Consider the following 16,884-nt stretch of genomic DNA (forward strand, 5'->3'; position numbering starts at 1 on the left):
GGAAACTAGGTCTTATGCGCCTCCAGACGTGCGTGGATCACACCGTCTTACTATTCGACTTTACGTTCCATCAGTGCTGTCCGCTGGTAGCGGTGCTGTGTTTAGAGCATGATCGGAAGGGTGATGTCTCACACCCCAGATTTTCCTGATCAGCAAGGTCCCTCACACTCGGCGATCCGTCGAGTTCTACGCCGGGCACGCGATGGTGTTGTACTGAATGCGGCAGAGGCAGCGGTGGCGTTGCAAATGCGAGGGGACGACCTGGCGGATCTGTGTGCGTCTGCTACTCGTGTCCGTGACGCGGGACTGCGCGCGGCGTATCCGCACCGGGATCAGCAACTCCCCATTACGTACTCGCGCAAAGTGTTTATCCCGTTGACGAGATTGTGCCGCGATAAATGTCACTACTGCACATTTGTGACAGTGCCGGGCAAGTTGCGGTCGGCGGGGGAGTCGCTGTTTCTTGATCCGGACGATGTTGTCGAGATTGCTCGGCGCGGCGCAGCTATGGGCTGTAAGGAAGCGCTTTTCACACTTGGTGATCGCCCAGAAGATCGGTGGCCTGAGGCACGTGAGTGGCTTGAATCGCGCGGATATAATTCGACGCTAGAGTACGTCCGAGCGATGGCGATTCGGGTCTTGGAAGAAACTGGTCTACTTCCACATCTCAATCCAGGTGTTATGTCGTGGGAAGAGATCTCCCAGTTGAAGCCCGTTGCGCCGTCAATGGGCATGATGTTGGAGACGACGTCGCGCCGCTTATTCACAACTCCAGGCGAGTGCCACTATGGCAGTCCTGATAAGGACCCGGACGTGCGACTGCAGGTTCTCCACGATGCTGGCAGGCTCGCTGTCCCCTTCACTACGGGCATCCTGGTCGGTATCGGTGAAACTGCGGAGGAACGAGCAGAGTCCATTTTCGCCCTGCGGTCAGTGCACAAGGAATATGGGCACATCCAGGAAGTCATAGTGCAGAACTTTCGGGCCAAACCAGACACAGCCATGCGTGCTGTTCCTGATGCGGACATTGATGAGTTCGTCGCGGCGGTAGCGGTCACTCGACTGGTGATGGGGCCAGGAATGCGGGTGCAAGCCCCACCGAACCTTGTATCGCCTGATGAGTGTCGCGCGCTGATCAGCGCGGGGATTGACGACTGGGGTGGGGTCTCGCCGTTGACGCCAGACCACGTCAACCCTGAACGGCCGTGGCCGGAGTTGGATGCGCTTGCTGAACTCACAGCGGACTGCGGTTACCAGTTGACTGAACGGGTTACCGCGCATGCGGAGTTTGTGCGTCGCGGCGGAGGCTGGATCGACCCTCGGTTGCATCCGCACGTGCAGGCGCTCACCGATGCGGCCACTGGATTAGCCCGCGATGTTAATCCCACGGGATTACCGTGGCAGGAGCCTGACCCTCAGTGGATTCCGCTGGGGCGAACTGACTTGAACGACGATATCGACATCGCAGGGCGGAGAAGTGAACACCGCAGCGACCTTGACACCGCATTCGGTGACTGGGCTACTGTGCGTCAGCGCGCTGAGGCGATCTCGGAGAGCCAGGTTGATAACGGCCACGATGAAGGTCCGCGCGTATCCGAGCGTCTCGATCAGTCTGTGCTTGCTGCACTGCGGCGTGCCGAGCAAAATCCAGCAGGTCTAAGTGACGATGACTACGTGGCCCTTGCAAGTGCGAGCGGGTCGGCTCTTGATGCGGTGGCGAAATTCGCTGATCAACTACGCTTCGAGACCAATGGCAACGACGTGACGTACGTCGTCAACCGGAACATCAACTTCACGAACATTTGCTACACAGGTTGTCGGTTCTGCGCTTTCGCCCAGCGTAAAGGGGACGCTGATGCGTTCACCTTGTCCACGGAGCAGGTCGCAGACCGGGCGTTCGAAGCCCACCAGGCCGGTGCGACTGAGGTATGCATGCAGGGCGGCATCGATCCTGAATTGCCGGTGACTGCATATGCGGATCTTGTTCGGGCAATCAAAGACCGCGTGCCGACGATGCATGTCCACGCCTTTAGCCCGATGGAAATTGTCAATGGAGCGTCACGCAATGGCACAACCGTGCGGGAATGGCTCACAGAACTACGATCGGCTGGGCTAGACACCATTCCAGGCACGGCTGCGGAAATCCTCGACGATGAGGTGCGCTGGATCCTCACCAAGGGCAAATTGCCTGCCCGGACATGGATTGATGTCGTCACCACAGCGCACGAGGTGGGACTTAAGTCCAGCTCAACGATGATGTACGGGCATGTCGATGCGCCGCATCATTGGGTTGGCCATCTTCGTGTTCTTCAGCGAATTCAGGACAACACGGGTGGGTTTACTGAGTTTGTGCCGCTTCCATTTGTGCACCATAGTGCTCCGTTGTATCTAGCTGGGGCCTCACGGCCTGGGCCCACGATCAGGGAGAACCGAGCTGTTCATGCGCTTGCCCGAATAATGCTGCACGGCCGCATTCCTAATATCCAGACCAGTTGGGTCAAGCTTGGAATTACGGGAACACAGGCGATGTTGCAAGGCGGCGCAAACGACCTCGGTGGAACCTTGATGGAAGAGACGATCTCCAGGATGGCTGGTTCGGAACACGGCTCCGCCAAGACCGTCTCGGAACTCCGTGCGATCGCGGAAGAAATAGGGCGTATGCCAGTTGAGCGCACCACAACTTATGGCATACCGCCGAAAACAAAGGCCCACGATTTTCAGCCTGAGACGTCGCGCAGGTAGGCTAGACCTCGGTGCTCTGCACAGCCCGTAGAGCACACCAGACCAAGATTGGCCAAGAGTACGATGGCCAGGCGAGTAGGACAGGAGAACTGCTGTGACGTATGTCATCGCAGAACCATGCGTCGACGTCCTCGACAAGGCATGCATCGAGGAATGCCCTGTCGATTGCATTTACGAGGGCGATCGGATGTTGTACATCCACCCCGATGAATGCGTGGATTGCGGGGCATGTGAACCTGTCTGTCCAGTTGAGGCGATCTTCTACGAAGATGACGTGCCCGACGAGTGGGACGAGTACGTGCAAGCCAACGTCGACTTCTTCGATGATCTCGGTTCCCCGGGTGGCGCAGCGAAGGTGGGAAAGAAGTCCTTCGACCCCGCGTTTATCAAGCAACTTCCCGCAATGAACGAGGAGTAAGGTGCACCGCACACCGGTCGCGCAAACCTTGCCGGACTTTCCGTGGGATTCACTTGCGGATGCAAAAAGTCTCGCCCAGTCGCATCCCGACGGAATTGTGGATCTGTCCGTCGGGACGCCGGTAGACCCAGTGGCACCGGTTATTCAGTCGGCACTATCGTCCGTAGCTTCGGTTCCCGGCTACCCAACGACGCATGGGACGATCGAATTCCGCGAAGCCGCCGCGAAGTCTATGGAGCGTCGCTACGGCATTGCGGGAATCGACCCGGCTGCCGTTTTGCCCGCGATTGGCACCAAAGAAATGATCGCGTGGTTGCCGAGGCTGCTCGCCGTTCAGGCAGGCGATACCGTGGTGATACCCGAACTGGCGTATCCCACGTACGAGGTCGGTGCGCTACTTGCCGGTGCAAGTGTTCTTCGTGCCGACAGTACTGTCGCGATCGGCCCTCAACGGGTTTCGATGATTTTTCTTAATTCGCCATCAAACCCCACAGGGCGCGTACTCGGTGTTGATCACCTTCGCAAGGTGGTGGATTGGGCCCGCGAACGCGGCATCATTGTCGTTTCCGACGAGTGCTATCTCGGACTGGGATGGGACACCCAACCAGTTTCCGTGCTTGATCCTGCAGTGTGCGGAGGCAACCTCGACGGGTTGCTCGCAGTCCACTCACTGTCTAAAACCTCCAACTTGGCCAGCTACCGGGCTGGTTTTGTTGTCGGAGACCCCGAACTTGTCGGCGACTTACTTGCGGTTCGCAAGCATGCGGGGATGATGGTTCCACTTCCAATCCAGGCGGCAGCCACAGCGGCGATGGCCAACGATGAGCATGAAGCCGAGCAGAAGGAACGCTACCGCCGCCGTCGAACCATCCTGCTTGAGGCTGTCCGGTCGGCGGGATTCACCGTTGATTACTCCGAGGCCGGTCTCTATCTGTGGGCTACACGCGACGAGCCCTGTCGTGACACCGTCCAGTGGCTCGCAGAGCGCGGAATCCTTGCTGCGCCTGGGGAGTTTTACGGCCCCACTGGCAATAAACACGTCCGAATCGCGCTCACCGCGAGCGATGAACGCATCAACACCGCCGCGCACAGGATTTCTGCTTAGGGTTCAAAACCCTGGCATTAGTGCGCTCCACTGCATTGCGCGGTACGGTGCTCATGGTAAGAGGAGGACTGACATGGTGTTGCCACTGATCCCTATTGCAGTGGGAGTTGGGGTCGCCGCATTTGGTGCGGGAAGAAAATTCTTGAAAAACCTGGAAGTCACTAGGGCCGCAGACGAGGCAAAAGCGCAGGCGAGAGGTTCTTATCTCCAGCTCGCGTTCGCTGTGGACACAATTCGACACGATAATGACGAAGTCGCCGCTGAGCACCTCGCGAGCGCAAAGGAATGCCTCGACAACGCCCGCGTTATGCTCAATGTTGCTACCACAGTAGAGGCTGCGGTTTCAGCCCAGGGCGTCATTACTGAGGGGTTTGAGCACATCGAACTGGCGTGCTCGGCACTGGGAATTGAGCCGCCACAGCGTTTTACTGAAATCTGACGTGCTCCTACCATCACTGCTTGACCAGGGCGTCGATACTGACTCCGCCGTCACAATCGACGGCACTTCCTTCACTGCGCCCGCATTGTTGGGCGCGGCGAATGCCGTTGTGCCGCGACTGCACGGCGCACATACCGTCGCTGTCCTGGCAGCCCCCACCGCCCATACAGTGGTCGCTATCGTTGGTGCGCTTCGGGCAGGTGTCACAGTGGTGCCGGTGCCGCCGGACTCCGGCCCCGTCGAGATCAATCACATACTGAACGATTCGCAGGCGCAAGCCTGGCTCGGACCGTCACCTACGCTTGATGGCGTCAAGCCATTGCCTGTCGTTCCTGTGCGCGTTCACGCACGTGACTGGCATCAGCACCTTGAACCTCACCCTGACACACCAGCTTTCATCATGTACACCTCAGGCACCACCGGCTTACCCAAAGGTGCTGTCCTTACTCGGCGCGCAATCGCAGCGGGCCTTGATGCCCTTGCGGATGCGTGGGACTGGACTGCCCGCGACATTGTGGTGCACGGTCTACCGCTGTTTCATGTGCATGGACTAATCCTTGGCCTGCTGGGTCCGCTGCGCTTCGGAAGCTCGCTGATCCACACAGGGAAACCGACGCCGCAGGCTTACGCCGAGGCGCCCGGCTCGCTGTACTTTGGTGTCCCCACGGTGTGGGCCAGGTTGGCAAAGGAACCTGACTATGCGCGTGCGATTGCCGATGCGCGCCTGTTGGTGTCGGGCAGTGCCTCGCTGCCCGAGACGGTGTTCGAAAAAATTGCGGAGCTCACTGGGCACGAGATCGTTGAGCGATACGGGATGACTGAAACACTTATCACGGTGAGTGCGCGTGCCGACGGTCCGCGAAAGCCCGGCTGGGTCGGTGTGGCACTACGTGGTGTTGAGACTCGAATTGTTGATGACAACGGGTGTGTAGTCCCACACGATGGCAACAGCATCGGAGTGCTTCATGTGCGCGGGCCGATGGTGAGCAGCGGCTACTTTCGGCGCCCTGACGCAAACGCAGAAGCATTCACCGCCGACGGCTGGTTTATCACCGGTGACATCGCGATGATCGACCCACAGGGATGCCACCGTATTGTTGGTCGGGCGTCGACTGACCTTATTATGACTGGCGGATACAAGGTCGGTGCGGGTGAAGTGGAGAATGCGCTTCTCAGCCACCCCGCAGTGGTTGAGGCCGCTGTAGTAGGCAAAGCTGACCATGATCTTGGCGAACGAATAGTTGCCTACGTCGTGGGCAGCGTTGCTGATCCTGACGAACTGATCACGTGGGTTTCAGATCGCGTGTCGCACCACAAACGACCACGAGAAATCCACTTTGTGGAATCGCTGCCTCGCAACGCGATGGGAAAAATCCAGAAAACGATGCTGCAATAGATTTGGTGCGTATGCCACGAAAGCGCTACTGGCACAGGCTAGTCTCCTCTTGAGAGCAGAGGAGCAATACATGGCGAACCCTGGACTGACCGGTGCACATCGGTTTCCGGCGCCGTGTTCTCATGTTCATTCTGTTAATCAATGGATTTTTGCGCAGTGGTTTCCCGCCGTCATGGGCCTTTCCGAATTGGGCGGACTACGTGTGGAGCGCGCACGACTGGTTAGCCAAGCACAAGGTTGCACTTTAGAGATTGGTGCAGGCAACGGCTACAACGTCCCGCACTACACTCCGATGGTCACTGAGCTAGTACTTACCGACGCGAACACTCACATGCTCAAGAGACTAAGGCGAACGGCGGCAGTGAAATCGCCACCTGTCCCGACTGTGCGAATTACGCAAGCAGATGCGCAAGCACTCCCATTCCCGGACGGCTCCTTCGACACTGTGGTGGGAACATTTGTGCATTGTTCTGTGCCCAACCCCCAGGCCGCGTTAGCTGAGGTCGCACGCGTCCTGCGTCCAGGTGGGCGGTATCTGTTCTTTGAGCATGTGCGTGCGCCTGACGGGTCATTGCTGGCCCGCATTCAGGACGCGGTGGAACCACTGCATGTGCTCGCCACAGCGGGGTGCCACCCGAACCGCCGCACGGTGGAACTATTGCGGGACTCTGAGTTGACGGTGCGCAGCTTAGTGCGGGGGCGCGTGCCGTGCGCGATAGCAACGGTGCGGCCAACGATCAGTGGCGTAGCGATTCTGTGAACCCGTGATCGCTGAGCAGGTGATCGTGTGGAGGTTGCCGCGCATTGTGCCGATGAGTCAACACGGCCGCGACGGTCAGTAGGAGGCAGAAAACGCCAGTGGTAATGAGCTGTTCCCGCGCGGCAGTGTCCGTCATCATCAGGACGATCAAACCGCCAAGCATTGCGAGTGTGGCCCACGTTAGGTAGGGGAAGAGCCACATCTTGACTGCTAGTGGGCCCTGGCGTTCGAGTTGACGGCGTAGTCGCAGTTGCGCCACAGCGATAAAGATCCAAATGACAAGCAGTGATGCGCCCACAGCGTTGAGCAGTATTCCGAGGAGGCTGTCGGGCAGCAGCCAGATCAAGATGACGCTGACGAAACTGAAAAATACTGAGAGCAGCACGCCGAAGATCGGCACTTCGTTGCGCGACAAACGGGTGAGGATGCGGGGCCCATCGCCCCGACTTGCGAGCGAGTACGCCATGCGTGAGGTCGCATACATTTGGGCGTTGTATGCAGAGAGCAGAGCGGCGACGACAACGAACTCCATGAAGCCAGCAACGTATGGGATTCCAGCTAAATTGAGCACCGAAACGAATGGGCTCTGAGCGAGGTTTTCTGAGTTCCAGGGCAGCAGGAAGACCATGATGGCCACGGAGCCGATGTAGAAGAGACTGATACGCCAGATGACGCTCCGTACGGCAAAGCCGATGCTGCGCTCTGGGTCTTTCGACTCAGCGGCTGCGATAGTCACGATCTCGATGCCACCAAAAGCGAACGCAACGATCAGGAGTCCGGCTGCGATGCCTTCAATTCCGTTGGGTAGGAACCCACCGTGATCGACCAGGTTCGTAAAACCAACAGGTGAGGTGTTGGGGAAGATGCCAAAGATGAGCAGCACACCAACGATGAGGAAGCCGACGATAACGGCCACCTTGATCAGTGCGAACCAAAACTCAAACTCACCGAAGTTGGCAACCCTTGACAAGTTCACAGCGGCGAAGAAAGTCACAATGATCGCGGCGATAACCCACTGCGGAATGTCCGGCCACCACGTGTGCATGATTGCGGAGGCGCCGGTGATTTCGGCGCCGATCACCATGATGAGGAGCGACCAGTACAACCATCCCATGACGAATCCGGCCCAGGGCCCGATGCCGATACGGGCATAGTGCGAGAACGAACCGCTAGCGGGAATGGCCGCACCCATTTCGCCAAGCATGCGCATGACGAAAACAACGATGATGCCTGCGATGCAGTACGAGATGAGGATAGCTGGCCCGGCGGTGGAGATTCCGGCCCCGGTGCCGAGGAACAGCCCGGCACCAATCGCGGAGCCAAGTCCCATCATGGTGAGGTGGCGAACCTTGAGGCTGTGGCCGAGGTTCTCTGAATCGGGCGCGGGTCTGCCCGATGTGGTGGTTGTTGTCACTAAAGGTGTCCTTGCCTTTTAGCAGGTCAGCCTTCGGCCGCTGTGGGTTGGTGCGGCTGAAAGCTGTCTATCGTGCCGAACGATTGTGTCGATCGGCACGACTTCATGCTTGGTGGATGATTAGTCGTTGGCGTGGAGGGCTGCGTTGAGCTCGACGCCAGTTCCTTCGCGGGGAACAACTTCAACTGCGCCCGAAACTGAGTTTCTACGGAACAGTAGCCCGTCCTTGCCGCTGAGGTCACGAGCTTTCACTACAGTGCTCTGCCCGTCGGCGATGACAGTGACTTTCGTGCCTGCCGTGACGTAGAGGCCAGCTTCGATCACGCAATCGTTGCCTAGTGAAATACCTAGTCCGGCGTTCGCGCCAAGAAGGCATCGCTGCCCGACTGAAATTACTTCCTTGCCGCCGCCGGACAACGTGCCCATGATCGACGCGCCACCGCCAACGTCCGTTCCATCATCAATTACAACACCCGCGGAGATGCGTCCCTCCACCATTGACGCCCCCAGGGTGCCAGCGTTGAAGTTCACGAAACCTTCGTGCATGACTGTGGTGCCGCTCGCGAGGTGAGCGCCGAGCCGGACACGGTCAGCGTCAGCGATGCGCACACCGCTCGGAATGACGTAATCAACAAGCCGCGGGAACTTGTCGATGCTGTATACGGTCACAGGGCCGTGGCGGCGGAGTAGGGCGCGCACAGTTTCGAAACCGTCGACAGCGCACGGTCCGTAGTTTGTCCACACGACGTTGGCGAGCTTGCCGAATACGCCATCAAGGTTGACTCCGTGCGGTTTGACCAGTCGGTGCGAAATGAGGTGCAGTCGCAGGTATGCATCGTGCGCATCCAATGGTGCATCGGCGAGGTCAGCAATCGTCGTGCGGACTGCAACCTTGCGGACGCCGCGGTCGTCATCGGTGCCCACGAGGCTGATCAGATGCGACGGAGTTTCCGGTGTGTTGAGCACTTCTGTGCTCGCGGGGCCGAAATCGCCGAGCTGCGGTTCCGGGTACCACGTGTCAAGAACCACACCGTCGTTCGTGATGTTCGCAATGCCGATCGCCTGGGCGCCTGTCGAAGAATTCACAGAAGTACTCACGAAACAAAAGGGTACAGGTCGGCGCTGACAGTTCGGTACTGACAGGGGAGACTCTTGTGGCCCTAGTGTGAACCGCCGTACCCACCGCGGGAATGATTACCGTTAACCTGAAACGGTGACCCTGGACTTGCGCGCGAACCCGATCGAATTGACCGCTGCACTCGTTGACGTCCCGAGCGTCTCTCGCAACGAGGAGGCTCTGACCGACATGGTCGAAGCGGCCTTGCGGGAGCAGACGTCTGGATATGAGATTGTCCGCTCGGGCAATGTGGTGCTAGCACGCACGAATCGAGGGTGTGCTCAGCGCGTCATTCTTGCTGGTCACCTGGATACAGTACCGATCGCAGATAATGTTCCGTCTCGGCGCGAGGGGGACATCCTGCACGGTTGCGGCACGGTGGACATGAAATCGGGCGACGCAGTGTTTTTGCACCTCGCAGCCACCTTAGAAAACCCGCGATTCGATATCACCTTGATCTTTTACGACTGCGAAGAGATAGCAGCGGAGTTTAACGGTTTGGCGCGCATCGAACGCGAGATGCCCGAGTGGTTGTTGGCGGACGTGGCCATTCTTGGCGAACCCACGGCCGGAGTGATTGAAGCGGGCTGCCAGGGAACACTGCGGGTTAACCTCGCCACGTCAGGGGTGCGGTCGCATTCTGCGCGCTCGTGGATGGGTGAGAACGCCATCCACAAACTCGCACCTGTATTGGAACGTCTGGCGAGGTATGAACCTCGCTCGGTCGACATTGATGGCTGTGTCTACCGGGAGGGCTTGTCTGCGGTGCGGATTGACGGCGGGGTAGCGGGCAATGTCATCCCCGATGTCGCCTCGGTTGACGTTAACTTTCGTTTTGCCCCAGACCGCTCGGAAGCACAGGCGTTGGAGCACGTGCGGGAGGTGTTTGAGGGAATCGACCTCGAGTGGAAGGTCACTGATAGTTCCGCTGGGGCGCTGCCCGGATTGTCGAACCCGGCGGCAGCTGAGTTGGTGGCGGCAGCGGGTTCCGTTCGCGCCAAATATGGTTGGACCGACGTTTCGAGGTTTGCCGCGCGTGGTGTTCCGGCGGTGAACCTCGGGCCTGGGGACCCGAATCTTGCACATCGTAGGGATGAACATGTTCCGGTCGCCCAGATCACCGAGGTAACCACTTTGCTCCGTAATTACTTGACGAGCTGACTCACTAGGACGCGGTCGCCATCGTCGTCTCGGTGTCGTCCGCGTTTGGTGTCGGGTGTTCCTGGCCACCAAATTTTTGGACCCACTTCGCGTACAACAGCGGGTACGAGCAATGAACGCATGATCAATGCGTCGAGCAAGACTCCGAACGCGACGATAAATGCGATTTGCGCCAGGAAGAGCAACGGAATCACCGCGAGCGCCGCAAAGGTCGCGGCGAGGACGATGCCAGCTGACGTAATAACACCGCCGGTGACAACGAGGGCTTTGAGCACTCCGTCGCGGGTACCGACTTTCAGGGTTTCTTCTCGCGCTCGGGTCATGAGGAAGATGTTGTAGTCGATCCCCAATGCGACGAGGAAAACGAACGCGAACAGCGGGATTACGGGGTCTGCGCCGGGGAATCCGAGGATGTGGTTGAACACAATGGCGCTAACGCCGAGCGTGGCGGCGAATGACAGCACCACTGTTCCCATGAGGAAGAGAGGCGCAAGCAATGACCTGAGCAGCAGGGCAAGAATCGCAAACACCACAAGCACAACCAGTGGAATGATGACGTTGCGGTCGCGTTGAGATGTTTCGTTTGTGTCCAACTGGATCGCTGTTGGGCCACCTACCTGGGCATTTGCTCCGTTGATAGCCGACACTGCGGCGCGGAGTTCGCGCACGGTGCTTTCTGCGGCGGATGAGTCCGCCGCGTCGGTCAGCGTGGCTTGAATCTGGATGAGCCCATTGCGTACGAGTGGCGCGTTTGTGGCGGGGTCGACTAGCGGCTGGACCTCTGCCACGCCCGTGATGGAGCTGGCAGCGATGACGTCGTCAGCCCTGTCGGCGTTGGCGATGATGACTGCCGGTGAGCCAGTTCCGGCATCAAAGTGCCGTTCTAGGGCTTGCTGGCCCTGCTGCGACTCAACTTCGAGAAGGAAGAAGTCGGATTGCGCAACGCCGTCCGCCTTGAGCGTCGGCAGGAATGCGGCAAACGCAAGGAGCACGAGAAGAGGCATCACCCAGTACCGCCGTGGATGAGCATCAATGCGGCGAGCCAGTCCGGACCAGAAGCGGGAGTGGCTTTCAGTGCGCGCTGCTGGTGCGTCGGTGAGCTTGGGGCGGGCGGGCCAAAATGCGCTGCGACCAAGCAACGCGAGGACCGCCGCGAGGAATGTCATCGTGGCTACGAACGAGGCAACGATGCCGATCGCGGCGACAGGTCCGAGCCCACGATTGGAGTTGAGGTCGGATAGAAGTAAACAGAGCACACCGGCAATCACGGTGCCAGCCGATGCGGCGATCGGTGGCAATGCTGCTTTCCATGCTCGCACCATGGCGGTGAATCTGTCAGGTTGCGTGCGCAATTCTTCTCGGAACCGCGAGACGAGAAGGAGGGCGTAGTCGGTGGCCGCACCGAACACGAGGATGAAGAGAATGCCTTGACTTTGCCCGTTGAGTGTCACGACGTCCGCGTCGGCGAGAAGGTACACTAAGGAGCTGGCAAGGCTGAGGGCGAGGATCGCGCTGATGACAACAATGAAGGGGAGCAGGGGACTTCGGTAGACAACGACAAGAATGACGATGACGACGGAGGCCGCGACGATGAGGAGTAGGCCGTCGATTCCGGCAAACGCTGACTCGAAATCTGCCGATTGCCCCGCTGGACCCGTGACGAAAACGCTTAATCCTTCTGGTGCGGAAGAAAACTCGGTGCGCAGGTCCTTGATCGCATCGGTTACAGCATCGTTGGCCTCAAGAGGCGCAACTACTTGGAGTGCGTTGCCGTCTTGCGAAGGTATTGGTGGTGATGGTTGCTCGCTGAACAAGTCTGCTTGCGCAAATGCGGCGACAGTGTTGGCGAGGTATTCAGCATCATCGGGGGTTACGCCGTCGGATCTTTCAGCGATGATGATGGCAGGGATGGACGTAGTGTCGGCGAACTGTCTCTGCAGCTCTTGTACTTCGGTCGATTCAGCCGACGCAGGGAGGAACGAGGCGGCGTCGTTTACTTGGACTTCGCCTAGTTTTCCGGCAAAAGGCCCGGCAATGCCGCCGAGCGCCAGCCAACCAACCAGGAGCAGGGCTGGAATGAGCCACCGCAGCGGGCGTTTCGATAGAGTAGTCATCCAAACCTATTATTCAGCACGCTGAACAATTCGCAAGGGCAACGGTGTACATGGACGATGACCTCACACAATGGCCGACGGGAAGGCTGCTTTCGGTTGCTGCGAGGAGGCTCGAACATACGTGGGAGGCAATTCTTGCCGAACATGGGCTGACCCATGCAGGGTTAGTGGCGCTGCACTGCATCACCGACACACCGCAATATCAACGCGAAATTGCACAGCAATGCCGCGTGACCGACCAAACGATGAGCCGCACGCTCGACGGCCTCGCTCGTCAGGGGTATGTAGCGCGGGAGACCGATCCTGAAGACGGGCGACGCATGCGAGTGCGTGCCACGGAAGAAGGGAAAAGGCTCTACATCGAAATTGTTGAACGGGAACAGCAAGATTCGCGCCTTCTCGCTGGTTTACCCGAACATGAAGAGCTTCGTAGGTTGCTACTTGCCCTCATCAACCACCTCGAAACTCCCGCGACGAGCTAGTGCGATAGTCTCGCCGCATGGCGCCAGAAAAGACCCCGCAGTCTCAGCCAGATAAGCAACCGACCCGAACATGGGATCAACAGCGAGGCGCCGTGCGTCTCAGGCGCGCACGCAACTGTGACGACACCACCACCGACCAACGACTCCTCGACAGCCGTGGCCCCAGCGACTGGGCGCACACCGACCCGTGGCGGGTGCTCCGCATCCAGTCGGAGTTCGTCGAAGGTTTTGGTGCATTGTCTGAAGTGCCCCGCGCAGTATCAGTGTTTGGATCTGCCCGCACAACTCCCGGATCGCAGCATTATGAATCTGCACGCCAAATAGGTGAAGCCCTCGTTAACGCTGGTTATGCCGTCATCACCGGTGGTGGACCGGGAGTTATGGAAGCTGCCAATAGAGGGGCAAGCGAGGCCGATGGGTTTTCCATCGGTTTAGGCATCGAATTGCCATTCGAAAGCGGTTTAAACGACTGGGTTGATCTTGGCGTCAACTTTCGGTATTTCTTTGTCCGCAAAACGATGTTCCTCAAATACTCCCAGGCCTTCATATGCTTGCCGGGCGGCTTCGGAACTCTGGACGAAATGTTCGAGTCCCTCACGTTAGTCCAGACGGGCAAAGTGACCAGGTTTCCGATTATTCTCTTCGGCAGCAGCTTCTGGGCCGGGCTCATCCAATGGATAAGAGATCAACTAGTCGAAAATGGCACAATCTCGCCAGCTGACCTTTCGCTGATTCATGTCACTGACAGCGTTGACGAGGTCATCCGAATTATCAACGAAGCCCAAGACTCAATCTACGAGGCGTTAAGCACGCCGCGACAATAAGACGACTGCGAGGATTCACGTTCAATGGCAAGCCCGAACGGACAGCCGATGGTGGCGGTCTACTGCGCATCCGGACCAGTTCCAGACAACTATCTCGAATTAGCGGCGGAGGTAGGTGAAGCCCTCGGCGACCGTGGCTGGGGGCTCGTTTCCGGGGGCGGCAATGTGTCCATGATGGGCGCGGTCGCACGAGCGGCACGCGAAGCTGGAGCTTGGACAGTGGGCGTCATCCCAAAAGCCCTAGTCCATCGCGAAGTGGCGGACACTGATGCCGACGAGCTGATTGTGACCGACACTATGCGACAACGAAAAAAGCACATGGAAGCACGGGCTGATGCCTTCCTCATCCTCCCCGGTGGCATCGGAACGCTTGAAGAGTTCACCGAGGCCTGGACAGCGCGATACTTGGGCATGCACGAAAAGCCGATTGTCATTCTCGACCCCGTCGGCCACTACGACGGCTTTTTCGAATGGCTGGAATCGATGGTGCCCAACGGATTTGTCAGCCGCCATGCGCTTGATCAAGTGCTGCGCACACCCTCTGTACGTCAGGCGCTCGAACACTGCGCGGGGTGAGCGATACCGCCAACGCGTCTAGACCGTGCCACGATAGATATATGACAACCGTTGAGGTGGCCACACTGTGTGGACGACCCGTCGCAACCGATCGCGCCCTCGTCATGGCCATCGTGAACCGAACACCCGATTCGTTTTACGACGGCGGAGCGCACTTTCGTGATGATGACGCCATGCGTGCTGTCCACATCGCGGTTCAAGAAGGCGCCGACATCATCGACATCGGAGGAGTCAAGGCTGGCCCCGGTGTTGTCGTTGATGCAGACGAGGAAACTCGCCGTGTCGTACCTTTTGTGGAGGAAGTTCGACGCGCCTACCCAGATATTGTCATCAGTGTCGATACGTGGCGCTCTGAAGTAGCGCGAGCAGCATGCGGCGTGGGAGCCGACCTCATCAATGACACCTGGGCAGGCGCTGACCCCGAATTAGTGGCAGTTGCTGCTGAACATGGTGCGGGAATTGTCTGTTCCCACACTGGAGGGGCGCAACCGCGCACCCGTCCTCACCGTGTCCGCTACACCGATGTCGTCATGGCTGTCCTCGACGAGGTGGCAGCCGCCGCGGAACGAGCCGAACAGGCGGGTGTGCGTCCCGACGGAATCATTATCGATCCCACCCACGATTTTGGGAAAAATACATTCCACGGCCTTGAATTGTTGCGTCGGCTAGACGTTCTTGTGAAAACTCGATGGCCAGTCTTGATGGCGCTCAGTAATAAGGATTTTATCGGTGAGACGCTTAATGCTGGACTTACCGAACGATTGGAGGGCACCTTGGCAGCTACAGCCGTGGCAGCGTGGTCAGGTGCACGCATTTTCCGCGTACATGAAGTTGCTCAAACTCGACGAGTTGTCGAGATGGTCGCGGCTATCGCTGGAGACCGAATGCCGGAACGTACCGTTAGGGGGCTGGCGTGACAATAACCCCGCTACGTAACGAGTGGATTTGCACCAATAGTTGGAACCGGCCAATGTGGTCGATTTCAGACCTGGTTGCCGCGAAAAATGGCCGCACGGTATCGGTGGTGCTTCCGGCGCTCAATGAAGAAAGCACTGTATCCGGCGTGGTGCAGACGATAACGCCACTACTTGGTTCTTTGGTGGACGAGTTAATAGTTCTTGACTCGGGATCGACTGACAAAACGGGTGTTCGTGCACGAGCTGCCGGCGCCACTGTCATCACTAGGGAGGACGCGCTCCCTGGTCTTGCGCCTGTCGCGGGTAAAGGCGAGGCGCTGTGGCGTGGTGTAGCGGCAAGCAGCGGAGATCTCATAGCTTTTATTGATTCTGACCTGATTAACCCGGATGAAAACTTCGTTCCCCGACTGCTTGGTCCTCTACTGACAACCAGCGGCATTCATCTGGTGAAGGGGTACTACCGGCGGCCACTTGTCGATGGTCAAGCTGAACATCACCACGGTGGTGGCAGGGTGACAGAACTGGTTGCGCGGCCGCTTCTTACATCGCTGCGACCAGAACTCGCCTCGGTATTTCAACCCCTCGGCGGTGAGTACGCTGCCACCCGTGAATTGCTGACGCACGTCCCCTTCGCGCCGGGTTACGGCGTAGAGATTGGACTTCTTCTCGACACCTATCACCGGTGGGGCATTGACGCCATCGGTCAGGTGAATTTAGGTGTGCGCAAGCACCGCAACCGCCCTCTGAGCGACCTCGGTTTTATGAGCCGTCAGATTATTGCCACGATGATGCAGCGTATTGGTATTGCTGATTCTGGCGTTGGGCTAACTCAGTATGTGCCGGACGGAGTGTCGTACCAACCTGTGACTGCGCCGGTGGAACTTGAAGATAGGCCCCCGTTGGTGAGCCTTGCCCGGCATCTGCGAGACGATGGGCGGAAACGCGCGTGACAACCGTTTTTCTCTATGTCGTGGTGATCGCCGCAATTGCAGCGGTGCTTTTTCTTTTGTCCGCTTTGGCTTTTGGCCGTGGGGAAGCGCTGCCGCCCCTGCCGCCAGGAACTACCGCTACGTTCCTTCCGGCTGACACCATATGTGGCGAGGATGTCCGAAACGTAAGGTTTCAGCAAACATTGCGGGGGTATAAAGCCGCCGAAGTCGATTGGGTACTAGAGAAGTTAGCCCAAGAAATTGACGAGCTTCGGGCGGAATTGGACCAGGAACGGATGTAGCCCGAACTGCGGAGCGCTTACTTTCGTCTCCAAAAGTGGTGTCGTGCCGCACGTAATTGCCCGCGGCAGGGGAGAATAGGGTTCGACTTGCTTCGAATGTTGGCTGCTGACTCTAGGGCTGTGAGAAGCAGGCCGAGGCGCGGACTAGACTAAGTGTCTAGCATCGGCAGCCCTGGAATCGCTGGGGC

16 protein-coding genes are annotated in these 16,884 nt (G+C 58.5%); 13 read left to right on the forward strand and 3 right to left on the reverse strand.

Annotated elements, in window-relative coordinates:
• Positions 1-123 precede the first annotated feature (123 nt).
• From IEW73_RS11060 to IEW73_RS11085, 6 genes are all read left to right on the forward strand, one after another.
• Positions 124-2,742: a bifunctional FO biosynthesis protein CofGH gene (locus IEW73_RS11060; RefSeq protein ID WP_229675971.1), complete on the forward strand. Its 2,619-nt coding sequence runs from the start codon at positions 124-126 to the stop codon at positions 2,740-2,742.
• A gap of 94 nt (positions 2,743-2,836) precedes the next feature.
• On the forward strand, positions 2,837-3,160 hold the full coding sequence (gene fdxA, locus IEW73_RS11065; protein WP_188674567.1) for a ferredoxin: 324 nt from the start codon (positions 2,837-2,839) through the stop codon (positions 3,158-3,160).
• 1 nt (position 3,161) lies between these two features.
• Complete coding sequence (dapC, locus tag IEW73_RS11070; RefSeq protein WP_188674569.1) at positions 3,162-4,265, forward strand: succinyldiaminopimelate transaminase; 1,104 nt, start codon at positions 3,162-3,164, stop codon at positions 4,263-4,265.
• A 73-nt stretch (positions 4,266-4,338) separates the two neighbouring features.
• A complete protein-coding gene (locus IEW73_RS11075; protein ID WP_188674571.1) occupies positions 4,339-4,704 on the forward strand; it encodes a hypothetical protein in 366 nt (121 codons plus the stop codon).
• A 1-nt stretch (position 4,705) separates the two neighbouring features.
• Entirely contained in the window at positions 4,706-6,100 is a 1,395-nt protein-coding gene (locus tag IEW73_RS11080) for an acyl-CoA synthetase (RefSeq protein WP_229675932.1), read from the forward strand.
• Positions 6,101-6,170: 70 nt separating this feature from the next.
• Complete coding sequence (locus IEW73_RS11085) at positions 6,171-6,860, forward strand: class I SAM-dependent methyltransferase (protein WP_188674573.1); 690 nt, start codon at positions 6,171-6,173, stop codon at positions 6,858-6,860.
• Here the strand turns inward: IEW73_RS11085 and IEW73_RS11090 are convergent.
• A complete protein-coding gene (locus IEW73_RS11090; protein WP_188674575.1) occupies positions 6,838-8,274 on the reverse strand; it encodes an amino acid permease in 1,437 nt (478 codons plus the stop codon). The genes IEW73_RS11085 and IEW73_RS11090 overlap by 23 nt on opposite strands.
• A gap of 120 nt (positions 8,275-8,394) precedes the next feature.
• Positions 8,395-9,372 carry a 2,3,4,5-tetrahydropyridine-2,6-dicarboxylate N-succinyltransferase gene (gene dapD / locus IEW73_RS11095; protein WP_188674578.1) on the reverse strand — a complete coding sequence of 326 codons (978 nt, stop codon included), beginning with the start codon at positions 9,370-9,372 and terminating at the stop codon, positions 8,395-8,397.
• Positions 9,373-9,487: 115 nt separating this feature from the next.
• Between dapD and dapE the strand changes: the two genes are divergently transcribed.
• Entirely contained in the window at positions 9,488-10,552 is a 1,065-nt protein-coding gene (gene dapE, locus IEW73_RS11100) for a succinyl-diaminopimelate desuccinylase (RefSeq protein WP_188674580.1), read from the forward strand.
• Here the strand turns inward: dapE and IEW73_RS11105 are convergent.
• Positions 10,537-12,666, reverse strand: coding sequence for an MMPL family transporter (locus IEW73_RS11105; protein ID WP_188674583.1), 2,130 nt, complete (start codon positions 12,664-12,666; stop codon positions 10,537-10,539). The two genes, dapE and IEW73_RS11105, sit on opposite strands and share 16 nt — an antisense overlap.
• Before the next feature lie 50 nt (positions 12,667-12,716).
• Here IEW73_RS11105 and IEW73_RS11110 point away from each other — a divergent pair, with 50 nt between their 5' ends.
• From IEW73_RS11110 to IEW73_RS11135, 6 genes are read left to right on the forward strand one after another with little or no spacing between them, the layout of a single operon-like run.
• The gene (locus tag IEW73_RS11110) at positions 12,717-13,148 is read left to right on the forward strand and encodes a MarR family winged helix-turn-helix transcriptional regulator (RefSeq protein ID WP_188674586.1); all 432 of its coding nucleotides are present in this window, start codon (positions 12,717-12,719) and stop codon (positions 13,146-13,148) included.
• A 17-nt stretch (positions 13,149-13,165) separates the two neighbouring features.
• Positions 13,166-13,972 (forward strand): LOG family protein, encoded by an 807-nt coding sequence (locus tag IEW73_RS11115; protein WP_188674589.1) that lies wholly within the window; start codon positions 13,166-13,168, stop codon positions 13,970-13,972.
• 24 nt (positions 13,973-13,996) lie between these two features.
• On the forward strand, positions 13,997-14,548 hold the full coding sequence (locus IEW73_RS11120) for an LOG family protein (protein WP_188674592.1): 552 nt from the start codon (positions 13,997-13,999) through the stop codon (positions 14,546-14,548).
• Between the two features lie 41 nt (positions 14,549-14,589).
• A complete protein-coding gene (gene folP / locus IEW73_RS11125; protein WP_188674595.1) occupies positions 14,590-15,465 on the forward strand; it encodes a dihydropteroate synthase in 876 nt (291 codons plus the stop codon).
• Entirely contained in the window at positions 15,462-16,415 is a 954-nt protein-coding gene (locus tag IEW73_RS11130) for a glucosyl-3-phosphoglycerate synthase (RefSeq protein ID WP_188674598.1), read from the forward strand. Before folP ends, IEW73_RS11130 begins: the two co-directional genes overlap by 4 nt.
• A complete protein-coding gene (locus IEW73_RS11135; RefSeq protein WP_188674601.1) occupies positions 16,412-16,696 on the forward strand; it encodes a DivIVA domain-containing protein in 285 nt (94 codons plus the stop codon). Before IEW73_RS11130 ends, IEW73_RS11135 begins: the two co-directional genes overlap by 4 nt.
• Positions 16,697-16,884: the final 188 nt, after the last annotated feature.

The organism is Hoyosella rhizosphaerae (assembly GCF_014643175.1).
In the GTDB taxonomy this organism is placed as follows: Bacteria; Actinomycetota; Actinomycetes; order Mycobacteriales; family Mycobacteriaceae; genus Lolliginicoccus; species Lolliginicoccus rhizosphaerae.

Coding starts and splice junctions, on each gene's coding strand:
- IEW73_RS11110 (WP_188674586.1), top strand. CDS start 12,717: ATGGACGATGACCTCACACAATGGCCGACGGGAAGGCTGCTTTCGGTT.
- IEW73_RS11060 (WP_229675971.1), top strand. CDS start 124: ATGTCTCACACCCCAGATTTTCCTGATCAGCAAGGTCCCTCACACTCG.
- IEW73_RS11105 (WP_188674583.1), bottom strand. CDS start 12,666: ATGACTACTCTATCGAAACGCCCGCTGCGGTGGCTCATTCCAGCCCTG.
- IEW73_RS11085 (WP_188674573.1), top strand. CDS start 6,171: ATGGCGAACCCTGGACTGACCGGTGCACATCGGTTTCCGGCGCCGTGT.
- IEW73_RS11075 (WP_188674571.1), top strand. CDS start 4,339: ATGGTGTTGCCACTGATCCCTATTGCAGTGGGAGTTGGGGTCGCCGCA.
- folP (WP_188674595.1), top strand. CDS start 14,590: ATGACAACCGTTGAGGTGGCCACACTGTGTGGACGACCCGTCGCAACC.
- IEW73_RS11120 (WP_188674592.1), top strand. CDS start 13,997: ATGGCAAGCCCGAACGGACAGCCGATGGTGGCGGTCTACTGCGCATCC.
- IEW73_RS11115 (WP_188674589.1), top strand. CDS start 13,166: ATGGCGCCAGAAAAGACCCCGCAGTCTCAGCCAGATAAGCAACCGACC.